Genomic DNA, 20,958 nt, shown 5'->3' with positions numbered 1-20,958 from the left:
CTATGGTTCGCTTCCCAACCCATTTGTGGCGGAACATAGAAGGACTCCAAGAACCGCGCTTCGCGATCTGCGACCCCCCAATCGATGTCCGACACTACTCACCAGCGAGACTCTTCACGGCGACATCTGCGCCGCTCAACTCAACAGCGGGGTGAGACTGTTCGCTCCGAGGGCGCCTTGCGACGGGCCGCCAAGGCCGACGAAGCCGGCTATCGCGGCGCTTTAGTCAACAGACGCGTGAGACTTTTGCAGTAGGTCAAATCCTGAGGCTCCGGCAATAGTTCCGGCGGCTCACACGGGCCGCACTGCTTATTCCTGGAGGCCGGCATGACTGCTCAACTGCAAGTATCTCGTAGAGGGGGGCGGGAGGCGCGGCGGACGATCCGCACGGCGCCAAAGATCGACATGCTGCCGACGCTCAAGCGCGGCCTTCCGGTCGTTGAGCCGATGAACGCCGAACAGGTCGAGCGCATCCACGAGGCGTCTCTCGCCATTCTGGAAGACGTCGGCGTGGTTTTCCGCGATCCGATCGCGATCGAGGACTGGAAGAGGGCAGGCGCCGACGTGCGGGCGGACGACCGCGTCCATCTCGATCGCGGCCTGGTCATGGAGCTCATCAAGACCATTCCTTCCAGGATCGAATATTTCGCGCGCGATCCGGCGAAGAATGTCGAGCTCGGTGGGCCGAAGTCGATCTTCGTGCCGATGACCGGCGCGCCCTATATGCGCGACCTCGACGATGTCAGGCGCGGCCCGACCATCGCGGATCTCGGCACCTTCCATAAGCTCGCGCATATGATGCCGGCGCTGCATTCATCTGCGCACCACATCGTCGAGCCGATGGACATCGTCGTCGCGCACCGGCACTTGCACATCACCTATTCGTCGGTGAAGCACTCCGACAAGATCTTCATGGGCATGACCACCTCGCCCAAGAATGCCGAGGATGTGCTCGACATGTGCGAGATCCTTTTTGGGAAGGACTTCCTCGAGACGCATGCGGTCACGACCGGCAACTGCAACGGCAATTCGCCGCTGGTCTGGGACCAGGTGATGCTTGGCGCCATGCGCGCCTTCTGCCGGCGCAACCAGCCGGTTCTTTGCTCGCCCTTCGTTCTCGGCGGCGCGAACACGCCGGCCTCCACCGCAGCGGCTGTCGCACAGCTCAATGCCGAGGCGCTTTCCGCGCTTGCCTACACGCAAGTGGTGCGCAAGGGCTGCCCGGCGATCTACGGGCATTATCTCTCGACCGTGTCGATGCAGTCGGGCGCGCCGATGGCGGGCACGCCGGAAATCTCGCTGATGAACTTCATGATCGGCCAGATGGCCCGCCGCTACAACGTGCCCTGGCGCACTTCCAACCTGCTCGGCGGGGCCAAGGTCTTCGACGCGCAGGCCGGCTACGAGAGCGCGATGACCATGATGGCGGTGCTGATGTCAGGTGCCAACTACATATGGCATTCGGCAGGTTGGAATGAAGCCGGCATGCACTGCTCGATCGCGAAGTTCGTCGTCGACGCCGAGGTTTGCGCCATGGGCTACCGCATGACGCAAGGCATCCAGTGGGACGACTTCGACGAGGCCCTGGCAGCGGTGCGCGATGTCGGGCCAGGCGGTCATTACCTTGGTCATCCGCATACGCAGGCCAACTTCGAACGCGCCTTCTTCATCCCAAAACTGTTCGACAACAACTCGATCGAGCAGTGGTACGCGGACGGCGCCAAGGACATCAAGCAGCGCGCGCTGGAGCATGCCCGCCGGCTCTTGGCCGAGTATCAAGAACCCGCGCTCGACATTGCGAAAGACGAGGAACTGCGCGCTTATATCGACCGGCGCTCGCGCGAGATCCCCGCCGTCGATGCGTTGAATGAGGAATTCTGAGCGTGCGCATCGATCGGATCAACATCTATGCGGCCCAATTGCCGGTCAAAGGCGGCGTCTATCGGATGGCGAGCGACGACGTGGAGTCGCTGGACAGTACCCTTATCGAAGTTGTGACAAACAACGGTTTAACCGGCTGGGGCGAGACCTGCCCGATCGGCCCGGTCTACCAGCCGCATCATGTGCTCGGCGCTCGCGCCGCGATCGCCGAAATCGCGCCTGGTCTCATAGGCGCGGAAATCGCTTCGATCAGGTTGCTGGCAAAACGCATGGACGAGCGCCTGAACGGCCACGGCTATGCGAAGGCCGCGTTCGACATGGCCTTTCTCGACCTGTTCGGCCAGAAGCTCGGCGTGCCGGTCTCGACGCTGCTGGGCGGCGCGCTGACGGAGCGCTTGCCGTCCTACTATTCGCTGATCGTCGGCCAGCCCGACGAGACGGCACGGATCGCCGCCGAGAAGGTGCAGGCCGGCTATCCGCGCCTTCAGGTCAAGATCGCCGGGCGCAACCTCGAGCAGGATGTGGCGACCGTCCACAAGGTCCGGGAAGCCGTCGGCTACAAGGCGCGGATCGCGGTCGACGGCAACAGGGGCTTGACGGTAGCCGCCGCGATCCATCTCGACAGGCTCTGCCAGGCGGTCCCCTTCGTCTTCGAACAGCCCTGCAACACGATGGACGAGATCGCGACGCTCAAGGGCCGCGTGACGCACCCGGTCTATCTCGACGAGAGCACCGAGGACCAGAACGCGGTGCTGCGCGCGATCTCGCGGGGCATCGCCGACGGCTTCGGCTTCAAAGTGACGCGCCTCGGCGGCCTCACCAAGATGGCGACCGTGCGCGATCTTTGCGCCATTCGCTCCTTGCCGCACAGCTGCGATGACGCCGGGGGCGGCGACCGGCGGCGTGTGTCCATCTAGCTGCCACGGTCGAGCCGCGTCGCATGGAGGGCGCGTGGATCGCACAGGAATATATCGACGGGCATTTCGACACAAAGAACGCGGTCGTCATCGAAAAGGGTCATATCGCTGTGCCGCAGCGACCTGGGCTGGGCGTGAAACCGGAATCCGGCATGTTCGGCAAGCCGGTGGTCACATACGCGGAGCGATGAACGCGCCGGCCAACATCAGCGCATTGAAGGGGCTGACCACGGCGGAAACGGCGGTGGCGGCGGTGCGTCCGTTTGATGTCGCGGTGCTGGTATTGCCCGGCTTTTCCCACCTCGCGCTTCACGCTTATGTCGAGCCGTTCCGCATCGCCAATGCAGTCTCCCGGTTGCCGCTGTTCCGCTGGCAGATCGTGGGAACGAGCAGGCAGCCCGTCGAAGGAGCAAACGGGCTTTCAGTCGCGGTCGATGCTTCGATGGGCGAACTCTCGGCCGGCATCGGCGACCGGAGGGCCTATCAACTCGCCATCGTCGCGGGCGAACTGGTGGAAAAGCAGCTGACGCCGCAGCTCAACAGTTTTCTGCGGGGTATCGCGCGGAGTGGGGTGCCGATATCAGCCGTCGGCACGGCAACCTGGCTGCTCGCCCAAACCGGCCTCTTGGCGGATACACGCTGCACGATTCACTGGTCGCGGCTCGCCGCCTTTTCCGAAGTGTTCCACAGACCACGGATCCGCGACTCACTCTTTGTCAAGGACGGCCAGTATTCGACCTGCGCCGGCGAACTGGCGGCGTTCGATCTCGCGGTGGATCTGATCGGCGGCCACGCAGGCGACTACATTGCTCAAGAGGTCTGCCGGCACGCGACCGTCGAAGGTCAGCGGTCTGGGTCAAACCGACAGACTGGGCCGTCAGGTCTTGCTTTTTCCGGCGTGAGCGACAAGCTTCTGATGGCAATGCGGATCATGGAAGAGAATGTCGAATTTCCGCTATCCATGGAGGAAGTCGCGCATCGGGCAGGAGTGTCGCGGCGCCAGCTGGAACGCTTGTTCGCCACGCATATCGGCCTGCCGCCGGTGCGGCACTATCTTCGGATTCGCACAGACCATGCCAAGCGCCTGATCGAAAGCACGCGCATGCCCATGATCGATATCGCCATGGCCAGCGGCTTCATGTCTGCCTCGCATTTTGCCTGTGCTTCAGAGCTTTCAACGGCATCTCGCCGCAACAGTGTCGGGCCATCGTGCCGCCCTGGGTAGGTCCCGGACTGGGGTAGTTGATCCGTTGGCGAGGTTACCCTTTGACGCAATGCGGTTCTCCACGCTGACGCTCTTTCTACCCCGGTCACGCCGACTACGGACTATCTGCTCTCGGCCCCATTCCGGTCGAAGCAGGGCAACGGTTGTCCTTGCTCAGCTTTGCCGCTGCTAAACGCGTACATCATTGGAATGCCGATCTCAGGCGGAATTTCCACTTATCGTCAATGTCCAGATTGCCGGGCCGGGCTCTTTTGCAACCAAAACATCACGGACACGTTGTGTTTCGGTCCGCAATCAGGAGGAGGATGCCGTGAACGGAATAATCTATCTTGTTGGCCTCGTCGTGATCGTTTTGTTCATTCTATCATTTTTTGGACTGCGGTAAGATCATGGCCAAAATAGCCCCAACGGAAAGCGCTGCAGTGACCCCAAAAGTGGCTACATCGTCCTATCTTGAGTGGGGAGGCATATTTGGCGGGGGTGTCATCGCTTGCGCCATTTCGGTGGTTCTTCTGCAATTCGGGTCGAGCGCCGGTTTGGCGCTGGGTTCTCCGACTCTTCCCAACGGTGGCGCCTCCTGGAATGTGCTTGTGGCCGGGCTGTGGGTAGTTATCGTTGCTGTAGCAAGTTCTGCAGCCGGCGGTTATGTAGCTGGACGAATGCGCACGCGCTGGGAAGACAGCAACCAAAGTGAAAGCGAATTCCGCGATGGCATACACGGCATCGCAGTCTGGGCCCTAGCGACACTCGGAGCCGCGTTTTTCTTGGCGCTGATTGGTGGCCACGGCGCGGCCGCCGTGATCAATCGCCCTGACGCGCAACTCAACGAAAGCACGGTGCGCCTTTCAGCCCACATAGCTGCTATTTTTGGCTTCGCCACGGCTGCAGGGTCCGCGCTTGGCGCTGCGGCAGCATGGTTTGCCGCGATTACCGGGGGTGAACACCGCGATGAGGGAATCGCTTTTCACCACGTCGTACCGGTTTTATTGCGCAAGCGTTAGTGCGCCACAATGCACTCGCCCGGCCGGCAAAGCCAACCGCAGCTGCGCTTGGCGTCGTCGGGGGCGCGGGTATCATCGCTTATGTCGGCTCTAAACATGAAATTGTTGGCATGACGAAGACCGCTGCCCTCGAAATTGGAAACCGCAGCATTCGGGTCAAGGCGTGCGATCCGGGTCCAATAGCAGGATCCATGACATTCAAGCTTCGAGGAAATGTTTGCAGGGTCCGACACGACGTTCGCCGAGACCGTGCCGCTCGGTCGCCACGGCACACGAGCTGGGCTGGTGGCTTCTTGCTGTCCGATATTCCCGCTACGCGACAGGCACTGTTCATGCTGTGGATGGAGGTTTCACACCCCATAACCAACACCTGTTGAGCCCGCCCCATCAGCTTTCGGAACACGCCACAGGACGCTTGAACAACCAACTACGCGAAAGGCAGCCGGATCATTGCGAATTGAATTGGCAGGCGCCGCCGGCTTCGTTTGATTTCTCCAACGATCTGTGCCTGGGGCCGAAGCGGCGGCGATACTCACGAGGCGGAACGTTTAGCACACGCACAAACGCGGCCCGCATTTGCTCCTCGCCCCGATATCCGCACGTCTCGGCGATCACCTCAATCCGGTCATTGCTTTCTTCGAGGAGGCGTCGCGCGGCGTCGAGGCGTATTGCCTCCACCGCCTTGGCGGGAGTCCGCCCACGTTTTTGGGTGTAAACACGGGTAAAATTCCTCAAGCTCATGTGCATACGCTCCGCCAGAGCCTCGACATTCAGCGAGGTGGTGAGGTTCTCGGCAATCCAACGGTCGAGTTCGACGAACGCATCAGAATCCGCTTCTCCTTGGGTCGCGAGAAGCGCGCTGTACTGCGATTGACCGCCGGCGCGTTTGAGATAGACAACAAGCATACGCGCAACGCTCATCGCCGCCTCGCGACCGCAATCGTCCTCGATCAGTGCCAAGGCCAGATCAATACCTGTAGTCACTCCGGCAGACGACCAAACACGTCCGTCGCGGACAAAAATGGCGTCGGCTTCCACGGTTATTTCGGGATAGCGTTGGGCAAGCAATTTCGCGTGCATCCAATGAGTGGCGGCGCGTCGACCCTTCAACAGGCCTGCCGCGGCGAGCAAGAAACTGCCGACGCAGACGGAACATACGCGGCGGCATCGCGGGCCTGTTTTTGCCACCCACTTGATGAGATCGACGTCACGCGTGACCTCATCGATCAGAAAGGCTCCGGGCACGATCAGCGTATCGATCTTCACACGATAGAGGGATTTGATTGACTGCGCGACAAGCGGCACGCCGTCAGCCGTGGCTACCTGGCCGCCTTGCGAAGAAACAACGGTGCATTTGTAGCGGATGCGGTGGTCGCCTCCGAACTCCGAGAAGACGCGGAAAGCCTCCAGCGGTCCGCCCAGATCCAACAGCGATACACCCGGATAAACAGCAAGGACGATGTGCCTTTCCTCGGTCCAGCGTGTAGCCACGTTTGTTTCCTTGCATCTGGGGCAATCGTATCGGCGTAGTTGATCGGGGCGGACACTACGGCCGTGTCTATGGCGGAGAGCCCGTGCCGCTCGATGTGAGCCTCACCTAGGTTTCCAGCCATACCTCTTCGAAGATCGTTTCCTGCATGGGATGGGTGCTATAGTTCTTCACCGCCTGTGCAGAGTGATTGAAGATCTTGCGCCAGTAAGCCTGAACGAGGACACCGGAGTCCTGAAGGATCTTCTCGACGTCCTTCATAGTCGCGCGCCGCTTTTCCACGTCCGGAGTGGCCATCGCCAGCGCCAATTTCTCGTCGAATTCCTTATTCGAGAAGCCGGACTCATTCCAAGCCTCACCCGAACGATAGGCGACGGCCAGAACCTGTACACCGAGCGGCCGCATCGACCAGACGGTCAGCGAGAAGGGATATTTCGTCCAGTCGTTCCAGAAGGTCGAACCTGGCAGAACAGTGCGCTTCACTTTGAAGCCGGCCTCGCGCATCTGCGCCGCGATCGCGTCACCGGTGTTCTTCTGCCAATCCTCGTCGACGGTGATGATCTCGTGCTCGAAGTCCGCCTGACCTGCCTCGGCCATCAGCGCCTTCGCCTTCTCGATGTTCCTCTCCACTTTGGGCAGCGGCGCGTATTCGGGATGGATGCTGCACACATGGTGGTTTTCCGCCACCTCACCTAGATTGTTGTAACCCAGTTCGAGCACCGCTCCATTGTCGACCGCGAGTTGCACGGCATTGCGCACCCTCTGGTCGTCATATGGCTTGTTGTTGACGTTCATGCGGGCCGTCAGTGTGCCGGCGGTCAGGATTTCGCTGCGCACCAGTCCCATCTTGTCGAGGATTGCCACGTAGTCGCCGGTGGTCTCATAGTTGGTATGGACCTCACCCGCCTCGAAGGCGCTGATCATGGCGTTGGGGTCGTTGCCGTAGTCGATGAATTCGACGCCGTCGAGATGAACCTCGCCGCCCCACCAGGGGCCGCCGTTCTCGCGCCGTTTGTAGACCGCGTGCACGGCGGTTTCGTAGGAGACGAGTTCGAACGGTCCGGTGCCGATCGGGTTCTTCACGAAATCCGAACCCATCTTCTCGAAGTCGCGATGCACGATGAGGGCCGGGTAATCCGAAAATGCGGGAATAATGGAAATATCCGGCACCGACGGCTTCAGCTTCACCGTCCGGTCGTCGACCTTGGCGATGGCGCCGTTCCGGGCCTTGCCCGTCGCGGGGTCGATCAGGCTGGCCATGCGCGCGGCCATGGAATTGCCTTGCGCCGATTTTTCGCACCAGCGCTCAAGGTTGAAGATGACGTCGTCAGCGTTGAACTCGTCACCGTTGTTCCATTTCACGCCCTTACGCACATGCAACACATATTCGGTCGCATCGTCGTTCACGTCCCATTTTTCGAGGAGCATGGGTTTGAAGGTGAAATCCTTGGTGTATCTGACCAGCGGCTCCAGGACTTGGCGGGCGATGTTGCCCATTTCGCCCCAGTCGAAGCTGCGTATATCCTTCATCTCCTTGACCAGCATGGCGACCTTGATAACCCCACCCTTCCTGGGTTCCTCCGCGGCCATTGCGATCGGTGCCGGAAGTCCGATCATGCCATAGGCGACGGCGGTCGAAAGCCCGAAGGCGCTGGCGAGTGCCAGGAATTCTCGGCGGTCCATGCGTCCCGCGGCCGCCTCCGCCGCCATCCGCTGGACAGTTTCAGGAACAGGTTTGCCATTGCGTGTCAGAAAGTCCATTTCATCCTCCCATTGGCCATCAGGCTCGTTTCACCAGCCATTGCCCGTCAGGAGACGGGCATCGCGCCACCCTCCTTGGTGCGGCGCGCAATGAATTCGTCGAGGATTTCGGCCGAGGCCGCAGCCGAGGGCGGCGGCTGGAAATTCGCGAGCGCCCGCTTCCAGATGCCGTTGGCGCGTTCGGTTGCCGTGCGCGAGCCGGCCTCCGTCCACGTACCGAAATTCGACAGGTCCGCCACCAGCGGCTCGTAAAAGGCGGTGCGGTAGCGGGCCATGGTGTGGCCGGCCGAGAAGAAATGCCCGCCCGGCTGAACTTCGGCAATGGCTTCGAAGCCGATGGCTTCGGCATCGCCCGGCGTGCTCGCGCAAAGCTCGGCGATCGTCTGCAGCGCCTCGATGTCGGTGATCAGCTTCTCGAAGGAGACGCTCAAGCCGCCTTCCAGCCAGCCGGCGGCATGGATGCAGACGGTGGCGCCGGCAAGCACCGAGCCCCACAGCGCGAACTGCGTCTCATGCGCCGCTTGCGCATCGGACGTGTTGGCGGCGCTGCCACCGCCGGAGCGCCAGGGCAGGCCGGTGAAGCGCGCCAGCTGGCCGGCGCCAAGCGTCGCCTTGACGTGCTCCGGCGTGCCGAAGGCCGGCGCGCCGGACTTCATGTCGACATTGGAGGAGAAGGAACCATAGACCACCGGCGCGCCGGGACGCACGATCTGGGCGAGGGTCAGGCCCGCCAGCGCCTCGGCATGCTGCAGCGTCAGCGCGCCGGCCACCGTGATCGGCGCCATGGCGCCGGCCAGGCAGAAGGGCGTGATGATCAGCACCTGGCCAGCTTTGGCGAAGTCGATGATGCCTTGCGCCATCGGGATGTCGAGCTGGCGCGGCGAGTTGGTGTTGATGACCGTATAGCAGTAGGCGCCGGCGCGAAATTCGTCATCCGACAGACCACGTGCCAGCCTGATCATCTCGAAGCCGTCCTCGACCTGCGGCGTGCCGCGCGCGAAGATGAAGGGGAACTTGTCGGACAGGGTTAGCTGCGCCCGATTGACCGCATAGTGGCGCAGATGGTTGTCGACATCCTGCGGCTCGATGCAGGGGCCGAGCATGTGCAGCACGTCGAAGCTTTGCACGAGGCGCAAGAGGTTTTCGAAATCCGCCAAGTTGCCGGGCCTGCGGCCACGATCAAGATCAGTGACATTGGGTGCGCCGCATCCTGACAGGAAGGTCATCGCGCCGAGTTCCAGTGCGAGGTCCCGCGAACGGTCGCCTGCATGCGCCAGGATCGATCCCGGAGCGGAGGCCAGCGCCGCCGCCGCCATGTCGCGGCCGATGCGCACCATTTGCGTATCATCGTCCACGAGAGCCCCGGCGCGCCGGTAGAGATCGCGGGCGTCAGCCAGCAGTACCTTGATGCCGAGTTCCTCCAGCACGCGCAACGCCGTCTCGTGGACGGCAGCTATCTGGTCGTCCGAAAAGACCGGCTGCGGCAGAAACGGGTTGCGCAGCATTCGATAGTCCGGCCGCCTCATGCCGGCCTCGGCGCCACGAGTGCGGCGCCCGCGGCGACTTTCCCTTGCAGCGCTATCGATCATCGGACCACCTCCTAAGCTCGCATCGCAAGGCCGCGCGGGTCGTAGGGCGATGCGGCGATCACCCGGACGAGCCGCTCCACGCCCACGATATGGGCCGATAGCGCTATGCCTTTTCGCGCGAATTCTCTGTCGACGAGAGCCAAGGCAATGCTCTTGCCGACAGTGTGCCCGTAGCCACCGGATGTAATGAAGCCCACTCGGCGCCCGTCGTGCCAGACCGGTTCGAAGCCGCTTGCGTCGGCGTCCGTCGCATCCACCTCCAGCGTCACGACGGTACTCTCAGTTCCACCCTGCTCGCGCTCATCAAGCGCGGCGGCGCGGCCGATGAAGTCGCCCTTGTCGAAGGCGATCCAGCGATCGAGACCGGTCATGCCCGCCGTATAGGCCTGCGTGAACTCACGCGACCAGATGCCAAAGCTCTTTTCCAGGCGCAGAGAGTTCAGGGCGTAATAACCGACCTGGGCAAGTCCGCGCTCGCGCCCGGCAGCCAGCAGCGTCTCATGCAGCGTTGCATGTTCGGTGGCAAAACAATGGATCTCGAAGCCGAGTTCGCCTGCAATGGACAGCCGGGAGACTTTCGCCCGAACAAGGCCGACATCCAGTTCCATGCAGCCCATGAACGGCAGCGTGCTGGTAGAGACGTCGAAGTGCGTGGTCGCGGCCAGGATCTCGCGCGCGTTCGGTCCGGTGACCAGAAAGCCGGCCATCGTATCGGAAATGTCGTGGACGATTGCATCGGTCGCGACATGATCTTCGAACCATCGCATGTGGAATTCGCGCAAATAATAGGAGCCCATCAGCCAGTAGCGGCCATCGCCCCAGTTGAAGACGGTTAGGTCTCCCTTGAGCCGTCCGTCGTGACCAAGCATCGGCGCGAGCCGAGCGCGTCCGGGCTCCGGCATTTTTGCCGCCAGCAGACGGTCGAGCCAGGCGGCGGCGCCAGGTCCGGAAATCTCGTACCGGGAAAAACCTGAGGTATCGACAAGTCCCGCCTGCTGGCGGACCGCGCGTGCTTCAGCGCCGATAAGGTCGAAAGCATTCGAGCGCTTCAGCGTTGGCGCCTCGGCGAAACCGGCCGGCGCGAAATAGGCCGGCAGTTCCAACCCCCACGATCCCATCCACTGGCAGCCCGAAGCCGTCATGCGCTCATAGGCACCGGGCCGCTTCAGCGGCCTTCCCGCGGGCAGCCGCTCATTCGGGAAGGTCATGACGAAGCGGCGTGAATAGAACTGGTGCGTGGTCTCCCTGAGATACTCCCGGTTGGCCGCAAAAGCGCCATAGCGGGCGATGTCCAAGCCGAAGACATCGGCCTGCGGCTCGCCATGGATCATCCATTCCGCGAGCGACTTGCCAACGCCGCCGCCCTGGCTGAAGCCGGCCATGACGCCGCAGGCCACCCAGTAGTTTTTGAGGCCGCGCACCGGCCCGACGATCGGATTGCCGTCCGGCGTGAAGGTGAAGGCGCCATTGACCCATTTCTTGATGCCGGCAGTCTGCAGGCATGGATAGCGCTCATAGGCGCTGGCAAGCTCCGGCGCGATGCGCTCGATGTCTTCCGGTATCAGCTCGATGCCGTAATCCCACGGCGCGCCGTCCATGTTCCAGTGTCTGGCATCCTGCTCGTAAACACCGATCAGCAGCCCATTGCGCTCTTGCCGCAAATAGGAAAACCCGTCCAGGTCGACCGACACGCCGATCTCGCGGTCGAGCGCGGCGATCTCGGGAATGTCCTCGGTGACGAGGTAATGGTGCTCCAGCGGTGTAACCGGCAGGTCGAGGCCGACCATCCAGCCGACCTGCTTTGCCCATAGGCCGCCAGCATTGACGACATGCTCGGCGACAATCGTGCCCTTTTCGGTAACGACATCCCAACTTCCGTCCGGTCTCGGTCTCAGTTCGACCACGCGATTGCGCAGGATGACGTCTGCGCCGCGCTTGCGCGCCGCTCCTGCATAGGCATGGGTCGCCCCAGATGGATCAAGGTGTCCCTCGTTTGAATCGTAGAGGCCGCCGAGAACGCCCTTCAGATCGACGATGGGGCAGATATCCTTGATTTCGTCCGGTGTAACCAGGCGCGCCGTCTCGATGCCGACCGACTGGAAAACCGCCCAGGCCGATTTCAGCCATTCCCAACGGTTCGGGTCGCTGGCGATATTGACGCCGCCGGTCATATGCAGGCCGACGTCCTGGCCCGACTCTGCCTCGATCTGGCGATAAAGGCCGATGGTATAATTTTGGAGGGCGGCGACGTTCGGATCGGCGTTCAGAGCGTGGAAGCCCGCGGCCGCATGCCATGTCGAACCGGCGGTGAGTTCAGACCGCTCGATCAGGGCAACATCCGTCCAGCCGAGCTTAGTGAGGTGATACAGCACCGAAGCGCCGACGACCCCGCCTCCGATTACGACGGCCCGGTAATGCGACTTCAACCCTGCCTCCCAAGATCAGGACCACCCGACATTGGACATACGTGTACAATGATTGGACAGCAATGTCTAGTCCTCCTTGCGCCAGATTTTGGGCTGTGTCATTCGTCAGTCATGATCAAGTTGATGTCGCAGAAAGAGCCCGCTCCAGGCAACGTCAAGGTGACGCGCTGGGACTGGATCAATCTGGCCCTGGAGGTGCTGGTCACCGAGGGCGTGGAAAGCGTGCGCGTCCTGCAGATGGGCGAGCGGCTCGGCGTGTCGCGATCGAGCTTCTACCATTATTTCGAGAGCCGCCAGGATCTGCTGAATCGCCTGCTTGAGCATTGGCGCGACACGAACACCAGGGCGATCGTCGAACGAGCGGGAAGGCCCGCCGCGACCATCATCGGCGGTGTGCTGAACGTCTTTGAATGCTGGGCGGACGAGAGCCTGTTCGATCCACGCTTCGATTTCGCAGTGCGCGAGTGGGCACGCCGCTCCCCCGAAGTGCGCAGGATCATCGACGAGGCGGATGATAAGAGGCTCGGCGCCATACGCGACCTTTACCTACGCCATGGCTACAGCGACGAGGACGCTCTCATTCGCGCGCGGGTGCTCTATTACATGCAAATAGGCTACTATGTGCTCGATGTGAAAGAGCCGGCGGAGACTCGCCTTGGCCACCTTGCGGCCTATCTGCGCAGCTTCACCGGGCAAGAACCGACGGATGCTGACGTGGCCCATTTTTCGGCCTTTGTCATGCAGGCGCGTCGTCACAATCGGACATGAGACCCGGCACGGGGTCGCGGCGGCGTCGCACCACTGCAAGCGCCAGTTCCGATTGCCGAGATCGCGGGCCGCAAACTCGGTCTCGAGCCCAGGCTCGGCGATCACAAGCGCGGCCCGGACGGCGTTCTGACCAAAAAGAAACTTGGCGGGGATCGTCGTCCTCTTTGGTGCACTTTTCGCGCTGGGCGTCTGGTAATTCAAGACAGGTGAGGTCGGCTCGTAGCCACTAGAACGCAATCGAGCACACCAGGCAAAATGGCGGAATCTCTGGGATTTACGGCATTTCAGACGTCTTATCGTCCGAGGTAGAAGTAGGCCTTGAGAGATGGCTGCAAGGGCTCGATGCTGACGCCGTAATTAGCACAGTTCCACGAGTCCCTACGGCCCAGGCGGAGGAAGTGTGATTGGCTTGGCAGACAAGCTTTTGGCAGTTGATCAGCCATTCGATGGCATCGGCCCGCTATCTTCACGGCGAAAGCATCGCAGGCCGTTGCTCACGGGGGCTACGCCCGAAGAGTCTTCCCAAGACGAAGACCCGTAAGCAACGTAAAAGTCGCTCTGAGGCGAAGGAATTAAAACGGGGTGTCGCGGCTTTGGATCGCCCGAACGACTCACTGGCGTCCCATTTTGCTCGGCCACGCAACGCAGGACAAATAGTCCGCTCCAGTCACTGGATGTAGGCGAATTCTGAATGGAGGACGTGCTTTGGGCAACGCTATTGATGAATATGGAATTCCAATCTGGGTCACTCTCACGACCGAGGACGGTGCAGCTGCGCGCCGCTTCTATCCGGCACTTCTCAACTGGCTGGAGCCAAACGCCGCTGGTTCCGATCTTATGCCGGACGTTTATCTCTTGAGTGGCCAGCCGGTCGCCGGGATCAGCGCTAAGACCGGCTCGCTTCGACAGGGTTGGCGGATGTACTTGTCCGTCAAAGATACGGAAGCCACTACGAAAGCGGTCATTGCGGCCGGAGGCAGGATCGTCAGCGAGCCGACAACACTTGGTAGCGCAGGGCGATACGCCGTGTTTGGGGACAATTCCGGCGCCGAGTTGGCGGTCTGGCAGGCCGGTGAATTCAAGGGCGCCGCGGCTTGGAACAAACCAGGGGCGTTCGAATGGAGCGAACTCATTACGGATGACATTAAGGCGTCGGCTGATTTCTACGGCGCGGTCTTCGGCTGGGAACTGACATCGCCGGTTCCGTCCGACCCGGCCCAATGGCGTGAGTGGCAGGTTGGCGGGCGATCCATCGCCGGCCTTCTGCCGCGGCCACCTGCCATGCCGAAGGAGATTCCGCCTTATTGGGACGTGATGTTCGCAGTGACTGATCCTACAGCAACCGTCGAAACGGCTGTTTCCCTCGGTGCCACAAATCTGATGCCGGCCACGGATACCGCGCATGGACGGATCGCAGTCCTGGCGGATCCCGTGGGCGCCGTATTCAGCGTGCTCTCGCCGATGGCCGGCGAGGCATATTGAACGGCACGGAAGGCCATCATCAATATGGAGAAAATGGAATGTCATTTGAGGAGAAAGTTGGGCTTGTGACAGGCGGCGGCTCCGGGCTTGCCGAAGCGACCGCGAAATTGCTGGCAACTCGTGGCGCGAAGATCATCGTGGCAGACGTTAACGCGGATAGCGCTGAACGCGTCGCGGCAGAGATACGGGACGCCGGAGGGCAGGCGGCGGCTATCGCCTGCGATATCTCCAGCCAGGACGACGTTTCGCGCCTTCTGCCTTTCACCATAAAGACCTACGGCAGGCTTGATGTAGCTTTCAACTGTGCCGGGATCACGCCGAAGCAGATCGAAACGCACCAGATCGATCCCAACGACTGGTCACGTGTCATCGCGGTCAACCTCACAGGGACCTTTTTCTGCATGCAGGCGGAGATCGCTCATCTCCTCGAACATGACGGCGGCGCCATCGTGAACATGGCGTCGACCGCGGGCGTCCAGGCCCATCCGATGCGGGCGGCTTATTCCGCCTCCAAGCACGGAATCGTCGGACTGACCCGCAGCGCAGCCGTCGAATGTGCAACTCGGGGCATCCGGATCAACGCTGTCGCACCTGGCCCGATCCGCACCACCTCCAGCGTTGGCCTTCCACCCGAAGTGATCGCCACCATCGCTGCGAAGACTGCCATGGGTCGGCAAGGAAAACCGGAAGAGGTAGCCAGCGTGGTAGCACTCCTGCTCTCCGACGAGGCATCGTTCGTCACGGGCTCGGTTTACGAAATCAATGGCGGCCAGACCCAGCAGGAGCGGACCAGGTTTGACTGAAGATGGCAAGGGTGAGCGCGCACCCCGGTCCGGGTTCAGAACGCTACGAATTAGCGAGGGCTGGGACTTGGTGATGGCGCCTCACGGCAACGACGATGCTGTTGGGGTCAGACAAGGTGCTTTATGGAGCGCTTTTACGGCAATGGACGGTGTAACCGAGCGCGCCTGCAGTGCCTCAATCTGATCCAGGCGACTTACAGGAAGGATTCGGACAAGACTTCCCTCCGCGATCGGGACGTCGGCCGGATACCCGGGCAACAGGGCTATGCCCAGACCTGCGCACGCCGAATCGCGGGTTGCGATCGCACAAAGGATGCAACACACTCCGCACAATGTCGGGGAGAAATTGTGATCGGCATCCTCCACCAGCGCCACCAGATCTCTGACACCCCATATAGCGCCAAGCTGTGAAACGATCCCGAGTTCAGCCAGGTGAGCGCGCGAGGCGTTGATCAGCGTCGTCTTCGACCGTTCTCTTAATTGCGGGGTCCAACGAACGCGCTATGGCACTTCACGTGCCGGAGAAGGAGACCGTCCGCTTTACCAAGCCCTTCATGCCTGTTTAGCCGGGATCGGGACCCATCATCCTCTTGGCAGTGAGCCACAGAGCAGCAAATCCTTCGCTGCGGCGACGCGTGCTTGTTGGTGGGCACCCTTGCGGTCGGCGAACAGCAGTATGAAGTGTTCAGCGCTAGCGCTGGAGACAGGGTGGGTTAGGGTTTGTCCACGAAACCTAGCGAAGCGCACTCGCCGGGCTCGTCCTGAGCTCCAGCCAACGGCGAGCAATCACCTTGTACTGACCAAACGAGCCTGCGCCTAAAGCCCCAGGCCAGTCAGAAAAACATCGATCTGCCGCTCGAAACGGGGCCGGTCGAAATCCACCAGTGCCACGCGCCAGATGCCCTGCATGTAGGTGGCAATGATCGACGCCTTGGTCTGCGGATCGAACGTGGCCGGCAGCGCACCTTTATCCCGATCCTGGCTCAGCCGCTCGGCAAGACTCGCCTGGAATTTTTCCGCACGGTCCTCGACGAACTGCCGCAAATCAGGTTCCGACAGCACCTCCTCCGAGGCCATCGCCGCCGACATGCAGAGGCGGGACGGTGTCTGCGGATTGTCCAAGCAGTCGAGCACGACGCCGAACAGCGCGCGAATTCCTTGGCTGGCCGTGGGCGCGGACATCAGTGCCTGGGCGCGTTTGCGGCCCTCCGTCTCCTCGTAACGCTCCACGCATGCCAGATAGAGCTGCTTCTTACTCTTGAGGGTGTTGTAAAACGAGCCTTCGCCAATGCCCATAATCTTCAGGAGATCGCGTAGCCCGGTCCCGGCATAGCCGTGCTTCCAGAACAGCCGCATTGCCTTGTCCAGAGCCCGTTCGTAGTCGAAAGCAATTGTGCGCGCCATGGCGCCATCATAGCGTAGTTGTAGCGATCGATAAAGAATTTTGTTGACAGGCCGGCACGCGCAGGCTCATGTTTGTAGCAGTCGATACAAATAGCTAGTCACCGACTTCTGGAACCATCCCCCGTTAGGAGAGAAAGCATGACTAAGATCAACGTGCCCACCCGCAATGAGGTATCACCCGTCAATCAGGCGATCTTCGACAAGCTGAAGGCGAGCCTCGGCACCGTGCCGAACCTGTACGCAACGTTCGCCCATTCCGAACATGCGCTAGGCAATTACCTCGCCCTCCAGAATGCGAAAAGCAGCATCGCGGCCAAGGCTCGGGAAGTGATCAACTTAGTGGTAAGCCAGGTCAACGAATGCGAATACTGCCTCGCCGCACATACTGCCGTTGGAAAAATGGTCGGATTTTCGGATGCGCAGATCCTCGAAATCCGCCGCGGTCAAGCGAGCTTTGACGCGAAACTCGACGCACTGGCCCGCATGGTGAAAGCCGTTGTGATCCAGCGCGGTCATGCGGATCAAGGGCTCGTTGATGCGTTCTTCGCGGCCGGCTGGACAAAGGAGAACCTCGTGGACGCAATTGTCATCGTCGGTGATAAGACTGTGAGCAACTATCTTCATGCAGTAACCCGCGTGCCCGTCGACTTCCCGGCCGCGCCCAAACTGATTGATTAAGGATCGCGCCGGTCGAAGCCGCCACCATGTGGCGCTCCGACCGGCAAGTCGATTCACTGCGTCATTCAAGTTTGACGCGACCGGTGCGTTCACAGTGCGCGCCGACCGCGACAATCGATGTCCTGCGCGGTCAGGGTTCAGACCAGGCTGATACGGCGAGGGCCGTCCGACATCGCCCTCGAGGCCGGCCTTGTCAACGAGATGGTAGACTGCGGCCGCCCGTTCCAGGCAGCGCCTCAGAGAATTGGATCCGGCCGTCGGCGGGAACCATCTCGTGAAGGAGATCTCGCCTGTCCTCGAGCGGCATGTCGCGCAGATCGTGACCGTTCAGATGCAGAAGATCGAAGGCCATGAAAAACAGGTCCTGCGGCCGGCTGGTGCTGGCGAAGCGCAGCGCGCCAAAGTTGGCAAGCCCCCTTCGTTATTGGTAACGATGACCTCGCCTTCGATGATGAAGCTATCGGCTTCGATCGCCCCCGCCTCGTCGACGAGCGGCCGGTATTTGGCCGTCAACTCGTGGCCGCGTCCAGTGCAGAACCGGATGCCGCCTTCGTCCTTGATGGCCTGGGCGCGGAAACCGTCGAACTTGACTTCGTGGCTCCACTAGTCGCCCTCTGCCGGACGATCGACGAGCTCCGGCAGCATGGGCGGAACGAACTTCACACGCACGCACGACCCCAACCACCCCGATTCAAGCAAAGCGGCTAATTTAGTTCCGGAACATGGCGAAACTGTCAGACCTTGGGCCGCCCACTGTCGGCAAGCGGCGTGGAAACCAGCCGAAGACCGAAGCCGATCGTTTTCATCCATGCGCTGTCTGCGAAAAACCGGTCGCCTGGCGCGATTTGCGGCAAGTCACCTGGCACGAGCAGCCGGGCGTAAGCCCCTTCAGCTAGATGCGTGAATGCTTCGCTCTTACAATTCTGGCTTCTCGCAAAAGCGCGGGGCGGTCGCGCCCAAAAGCCTTTATCAGCCTTCTGGCCTGAGCGTCTGAGATTCCTGTTTTCTCTTTCAGCAGAATGACGAGCTGCCTGTCGTCAATTCGGCCATAGGTATGGCTTTCGACATGTTCTCTCATTTGGCAATCCTCCTTCAACCAAATCAGGAAGGGCCCCTAAATGTTTCATCAAATGTCGGGTGAGGCCATATCCCAGGAATGGCGGAGGAACCGGCGCTGCTCCGAGGCGCTTCGGCCTGTTTTCCGTCGCGGGTGGTTGTGTGCGTCAAGTTCTGCAAAAAGGGGCGGCCATGAGGCTGGTCATGCGGCTTGGCGCAGAGCGAGCTTCTTGTGCTCGCGCAGGTCGTCCATGTTGATGTAGCGGTTGGCCTCCATCCAGTTTTCGTTGGTTTCGACGGCCAGCGCCCTGACCAGGCGCAGGCAGCTCTGTGAGTTTGGAAAGATGCGCACGACATAGGTGCGGCGCCTGATCTCTTCGTTGAGGCGTTCCAGCATGTTGGTCGACTTCAGGTGCTTGTGGTGCTGCCGCGGCAGGCGAAAGAAGGTCAGCGTGCCCTCGATGGTCTCTTCCACCCACGTCGTCAGCCTGGGATAGCGGCCCGACCATTTGGCAAGCCATGCCGCGAGATCGGCCTTGGCCTCGGCGAGATCGCGCCGGTCGTAGAGCCATCTGAGCTCCTGCAGGCAGTCGTCGCCGTGCTTGCGCGGCAGGTGATCGAGCGCGTTCCTGAGGAAGTGCACGTAGCAGCGCTGCCAGGCGGCTTCCGGGATCACCTCGCCGATCGCCGCGACCAGGCCGGCATGGTCGTCGGACACGACCAGTTCGACGCCCCTGAGGCCGCGCGCCCTGAGCGCGACGAGGAAGTCCTTCCAGGCCGAGCGGCTCTCGCGATTGGCCATCTCCACCGCCAGGATCTGGCGCCGGCCGTCCCAGTCGATGCCGACCGCGATCAGCACCGCCTGACTCATGACGATGCCGGCCTCGCGCACCTTCTCGTAGCGGGCATCGAGGATGAGGTAGGCAAAGGGCTCTTGAAGCGGGCGCTCGGCAAAGGCCTTCAGGCTCTCGTCCAGGCGCTTGTTGATGGCCGAGATCGACGAAGCCGAGAAGGCATGCCCGCACAGCTCTTCGGTGATCGCCTTGACCTTGCGGGTCGACACGCCCTGCACGTACATCTCCGCAAGCGTCGCCACCAAGGCCCGCTCGGAACGCTGGTAGCGCTCGAACAGCTCGGTGGAGAAGCGCCCCTGCCGGTCCTGCGGAACCCGCAGCTCCAGCTTGCCGACACGGGTGACAAGCGTGCGGCCGTAATACCCAGAGCGATAGCCGAGCCGCTCCGGCGTGCGCTCGCTCTTCGAAGCACCCAGAGCCTCGTCCATCTCGGCCTCGAGGACCTCCTGCATCACCGCGCGGATCACTTCGTGCAGCCCATCCGGGTTCGAAAGCAGAATGTCTTTGACGGCAGCTATGGCGGATTTATCTTCAGTCTTGGTCATGGTGGCGTTCCTTCGCGGGAATCAGGTGACGTGAACAATCACCAGCCTGCCATGACCGCCCTCTCTCAGCGAATTTGCAGAACTCTCAGCACACTACCTCGCGGGTTGGGCCGGGGCGCCGCCCTATCGCCCCTCGCGTCTCCTCCACTGCCTACGAGCTTGCGTCGTCCGTTTCCTCTTCTCGCTGATCCAGCGCCTCTAGCAATTCAGTGAAGGACGCCGGCAGCCTCGTTTCAACGCCCAAGCCTAGCCGCCTGCGCAAAGTCCGACGGTAGTCTTCTGAAGTGACCAGCTGCCGGAAGACTTGGCCCCGCTCTGCTCTATTAAGCGTGGACATTAATCGGGCCTCCAATCAGCGCCCTCAAAGTCGGAACTCACCCGTGAGGTAATCGTTCCCAGATGGAATCGTCCGATTCGTACTTTACACCCAGCGATACATGTCCTGTAGAATCCCTGTCGCCACAAAAAAGATCGGGATCAAAGCCGGCGTAGCGTTCTAGTGCATACTACCAATGCGGCAGCCAATCGTCAGCGCACTGGGAGCTCTGGACGGAGAAGGCGCGCACTCGCTCATATTTCCGTGTGAGCGGACCGAATTTGGATGGAGGCATGCCGGCACCGAGGTGCCGGTCGATGTTCATCCTACCCACTGGCGCGATTGGATTTCAGCGAAAACGGTCGGAAACGATTCATGAGCTTGGCGCTGTTGACGAGCAAGCTTCAAATTAGAACCCGCCCAAGCCGTGATGACAGAGTATGTCAGGCTGGCCGAATGTCTGCCATATTTGGGGTAGAGGCTGGGGCATTCGGGAGAAATCCTATGCCGGTACTCACCCTAGCAGTCGAGATTGCAGACGCGGTAGCAGCAGCAAAGAAGCGGCCGCAACCTTCCTTTGATGTGAAATCCAAGGCAGAGGAACTGGCGAGGGCTCACCCCAACGCGGGGGCCAGCGTCGGTGATGTTATTGATATTCTCGAAGAGGAGAGCTTGGCCGTTGGCATTATACCGACATCTGAGCCGGGCCATTAGGCCGCGCTCAACCGGTCGGCAATGCGCCTCATGTCGGCTGTTGATGTCA

General features: G+C 61.3%; 18 protein-coding genes and 1 pseudogene. 10 read left to right on the top strand and 9 right to left on the bottom strand.

Going from position 1 to position 20,958, the window contains the following annotated elements; genetic code table 11:
• Positions 1-327: 327 nt before the first annotated feature.
• The 5 genes and pseudogenes from FJ974_RS29270 (at position 328) to FJ974_RS30495 (ending at position 5,401) form a co-directional block, all read left to right on the top strand.
• Positions 328-1,881: a trimethylamine methyltransferase family protein gene (locus FJ974_RS29270; RefSeq protein ID WP_140537664.1), complete on the top strand. Its 1,554-nt coding sequence runs from the start codon at positions 328-330 to the stop codon at positions 1,879-1,881.
• Positions 1,882-1,883: 2 nt separating this feature from the next.
• Positions 1,884-2,989: pseudogene (locus FJ974_RS29265) on the top strand (mandelate racemase/muconate lactonizing enzyme family protein).
• On the top strand, positions 2,986-4,023 hold the full coding sequence (locus tag FJ974_RS29260) for a GlxA family transcriptional regulator (RefSeq protein ID WP_140537666.1): 1,038 nt from the start codon (positions 2,986-2,988) through the stop codon (positions 4,021-4,023). Before FJ974_RS29265 ends, FJ974_RS29260 begins: the two are co-directional and overlap by 4 nt.
• A 389-nt stretch (positions 4,024-4,412) precedes the next feature.
• Positions 4,413-5,024, top strand: a complete 612-nt coding sequence (locus tag FJ974_RS29255; RefSeq protein ID WP_140537669.1) for a hypothetical protein — start codon at positions 4,413-4,415, stop codon at positions 5,022-5,024.
• The gene (locus tag FJ974_RS30495) at positions 5,024-5,401 is read left to right on the top strand and encodes an SDR family NAD(P)-dependent oxidoreductase (RefSeq protein ID WP_181177263.1); all 378 of its coding nucleotides are present in this window, start codon (positions 5,024-5,026) and stop codon (positions 5,399-5,401) included. Before FJ974_RS29255 ends, FJ974_RS30495 begins: the two co-directional genes overlap by 1 nt.
• Before the next feature lie 70 nt (positions 5,402-5,471).
• Here the strand turns inward: FJ974_RS30495 and FJ974_RS29245 are convergent, their stop codons facing one another.
• The 4 genes from FJ974_RS29245 to FJ974_RS29230 form a co-directional block, all read right to left on the bottom strand.
• On the bottom strand, positions 5,472-6,515 hold the full coding sequence (locus FJ974_RS29245) for a GlxA family transcriptional regulator (RefSeq protein ID WP_140537670.1): 1,044 nt from the start codon (positions 6,513-6,515) through the stop codon (positions 5,472-5,474).
• A 106-nt stretch (positions 6,516-6,621) separates the two neighbouring features.
• Positions 6,622-8,274 carry an ABC transporter substrate-binding protein gene (locus FJ974_RS29240; RefSeq protein ID WP_140537672.1) on the bottom strand — a complete coding sequence of 551 codons (1,653 nt, stop codon included), beginning with the start codon at positions 8,272-8,274 and terminating at the stop codon, positions 6,622-6,624.
• 47 nt (positions 8,275-8,321) lie between these two features.
• On the bottom strand, positions 8,322-9,863 hold the full coding sequence (locus FJ974_RS29235; protein WP_140537673.1) for a trimethylamine methyltransferase family protein: 1,542 nt from the start codon (positions 9,861-9,863) through the stop codon (positions 8,322-8,324).
• A gap of 11 nt (positions 9,864-9,874) precedes the next feature.
• Positions 9,875-12,289 carry a GcvT family protein gene (locus FJ974_RS29230; protein ID WP_140537675.1) on the bottom strand — a complete coding sequence of 805 codons (2,415 nt, stop codon included), beginning with the start codon at positions 12,287-12,289 and terminating at the stop codon, positions 9,875-9,877.
• 111 nt (positions 12,290-12,400) lie between these two features.
• Between FJ974_RS29230 and FJ974_RS29225 the strand changes: the two genes are divergently transcribed.
• The 3 genes from FJ974_RS29225 (at position 12,401) to FJ974_RS29215 (ending at position 15,342) form a co-directional block, all read left to right on the top strand.
• A complete protein-coding gene (locus FJ974_RS29225) occupies positions 12,401-13,057 on the top strand; it encodes a TetR/AcrR family transcriptional regulator (RefSeq protein ID WP_140537715.1) in 657 nt (218 codons plus the stop codon).
• A gap of 705 nt (positions 13,058-13,762) precedes the next feature.
• On the top strand, positions 13,763-14,539 hold the full coding sequence (locus tag FJ974_RS29220; RefSeq protein WP_140537677.1) for a VOC family protein: 777 nt from the start codon (positions 13,763-13,765) through the stop codon (positions 14,537-14,539).
• The gene (locus FJ974_RS29215) at positions 14,536-15,342 is read left to right on the top strand and encodes an SDR family NAD(P)-dependent oxidoreductase (RefSeq protein WP_210240725.1); all 807 of its coding nucleotides are present in this window, start codon (positions 14,536-14,538) and stop codon (positions 15,340-15,342) included. Before FJ974_RS29220 ends, FJ974_RS29215 begins: the two co-directional genes overlap by 4 nt.
• Before the next feature lie 816 nt (positions 15,343-16,158).
• Here the strand turns inward: FJ974_RS29215 and FJ974_RS29210 are convergent.
• Positions 16,159-16,746 carry a TetR/AcrR family transcriptional regulator gene (locus tag FJ974_RS29210; protein WP_140537678.1) on the bottom strand — a complete coding sequence of 196 codons (588 nt, stop codon included), beginning with the start codon at positions 16,744-16,746 and terminating at the stop codon, positions 16,159-16,161.
• Positions 16,747-16,884: 138 nt separating this feature from the next.
• Between FJ974_RS29210 and FJ974_RS29205 the strand changes: the two genes are divergently transcribed.
• Positions 16,885-17,424 (top strand): carboxymuconolactone decarboxylase family protein, encoded by a 540-nt coding sequence (locus FJ974_RS29205; RefSeq protein ID WP_140537680.1) that lies wholly within the window; start codon positions 16,885-16,887, stop codon positions 17,422-17,424.
• A gap of 193 nt (positions 17,425-17,617) precedes the next feature.
• On the opposite strand, the gene FJ974_RS30360 is transcribed toward FJ974_RS29205, so the two are convergent.
• The 4 genes from FJ974_RS30360 to FJ974_RS29190 form a co-directional block, all read right to left on the bottom strand.
• Positions 17,618-17,776, bottom strand: coding sequence for a hypothetical protein (locus tag FJ974_RS30360; protein WP_319023064.1), 159 nt, complete (start codon positions 17,774-17,776; stop codon positions 17,618-17,620).
• The gene (locus FJ974_RS30355; protein ID WP_319023069.1) at positions 17,752-17,967 is read right to left on the bottom strand and encodes a hypothetical protein; all 216 of its coding nucleotides are present in this window, start codon (positions 17,965-17,967) and stop codon (positions 17,752-17,754) included. Before FJ974_RS30355 ends, FJ974_RS30360 begins: the two co-directional genes overlap by 25 nt.
• A 349-nt stretch (positions 17,968-18,316) precedes the next feature.
• Complete coding sequence (locus FJ974_RS29195) at positions 18,317-18,502, bottom strand: hypothetical protein (RefSeq protein WP_226891675.1); 186 nt, start codon at positions 18,500-18,502, stop codon at positions 18,317-18,319.
• Between the two features lie 180 nt (positions 18,503-18,682).
• Positions 18,683-19,879, bottom strand: a complete 1,197-nt coding sequence (locus FJ974_RS29190) for an IS256 family transposase (RefSeq protein WP_140537682.1) — start codon at positions 19,877-19,879, stop codon at positions 18,683-18,685.
• A gap of 820 nt (positions 19,880-20,699) precedes the next feature.
• On the opposite strand from FJ974_RS29190, the gene FJ974_RS29180 reads away from it, so the two are divergent.
• The gene (locus tag FJ974_RS29180; RefSeq protein WP_140537685.1) at positions 20,700-20,909 is read left to right on the top strand and encodes a hypothetical protein; all 210 of its coding nucleotides are present in this window, start codon (positions 20,700-20,702) and stop codon (positions 20,907-20,909) included.
• Positions 20,910-20,958: the final 49 nt, after the last annotated feature.

Origin of the sequence: Mesorhizobium sp. B1-1-8, assembly GCF_006442795.2 — a bacterium.
GTDB lineage: Bacteria > Pseudomonadota > Alphaproteobacteria > Rhizobiales > Rhizobiaceae > Mesorhizobium.
Note: the sequence above shows the minus strand (reverse complement) of the source record. Positions and strands in the feature narration are given on the sequence as shown.

What these genes read in the sequence shown, in the direction of transcription:
- FJ974_RS29235 (WP_140537673.1), bottom strand. Translation starts at nt 9,863, where the DNA reads ATGATCGATAGCGCTGCAAGGGAAAGTCGCCGCGGGCGCCGCACTCGT.
- FJ974_RS29260 (WP_140537666.1), top strand. Translation starts at nt 2,986, where the DNA reads ATGAACGCGCCGGCCAACATCAGCGCATTGAAGGGGCTGACCACGGCG.
- FJ974_RS30360 (WP_319023064.1), bottom strand. Translation starts at nt 17,776, where the DNA reads ATGGCCTTCGATCTTCTGCATCTGAACGGTCACGATCTGCGCGACATG.
- FJ974_RS29180 (WP_140537685.1), top strand. Translation starts at nt 20,700, where the DNA reads ATGCCGGTACTCACCCTAGCAGTCGAGATTGCAGACGCGGTAGCAGCA.
- FJ974_RS29225 (WP_140537715.1), top strand. Translation starts at nt 12,401, where the DNA reads ATGATCAAGTTGATGTCGCAGAAAGAGCCCGCTCCAGGCAACGTCAAG.
- FJ974_RS29255 (WP_140537669.1), top strand. Translation starts at nt 4,413, where the DNA reads ATGGCCAAAATAGCCCCAACGGAAAGCGCTGCAGTGACCCCAAAAGTG.
- FJ974_RS29240 (WP_140537672.1), bottom strand. Translation starts at nt 8,274, where the DNA reads ATGGACTTTCTGACACGCAATGGCAAACCTGTTCCTGAAACTGTCCAG.
- FJ974_RS29195 (WP_226891675.1), bottom strand. Translation starts at nt 18,502, where the DNA reads ATGAGAGAACATGTCGAAAGCCATACCTATGGCCGAATTGACGACAGG.
- FJ974_RS29210 (WP_140537678.1), bottom strand. Translation starts at nt 16,746, where the DNA reads ATGGCGCGCACAATTGCTTTCGACTACGAACGGGCTCTGGACAAGGCA.
- FJ974_RS29190 (WP_140537682.1), bottom strand. Translation starts at nt 19,879, where the DNA reads ATGACCAAGACTGAAGATAAATCCGCCATAGCTGCCGTCAAAGACATT.
- FJ974_RS29270 (WP_140537664.1), top strand. Translation starts at nt 328, where the DNA reads ATGACTGCTCAACTGCAAGTATCTCGTAGAGGGGGGCGGGAGGCGCGG.
- FJ974_RS29205 (WP_140537680.1), top strand. Translation starts at nt 16,885, where the DNA reads ATGACTAAGATCAACGTGCCCACCCGCAATGAGGTATCACCCGTCAAT.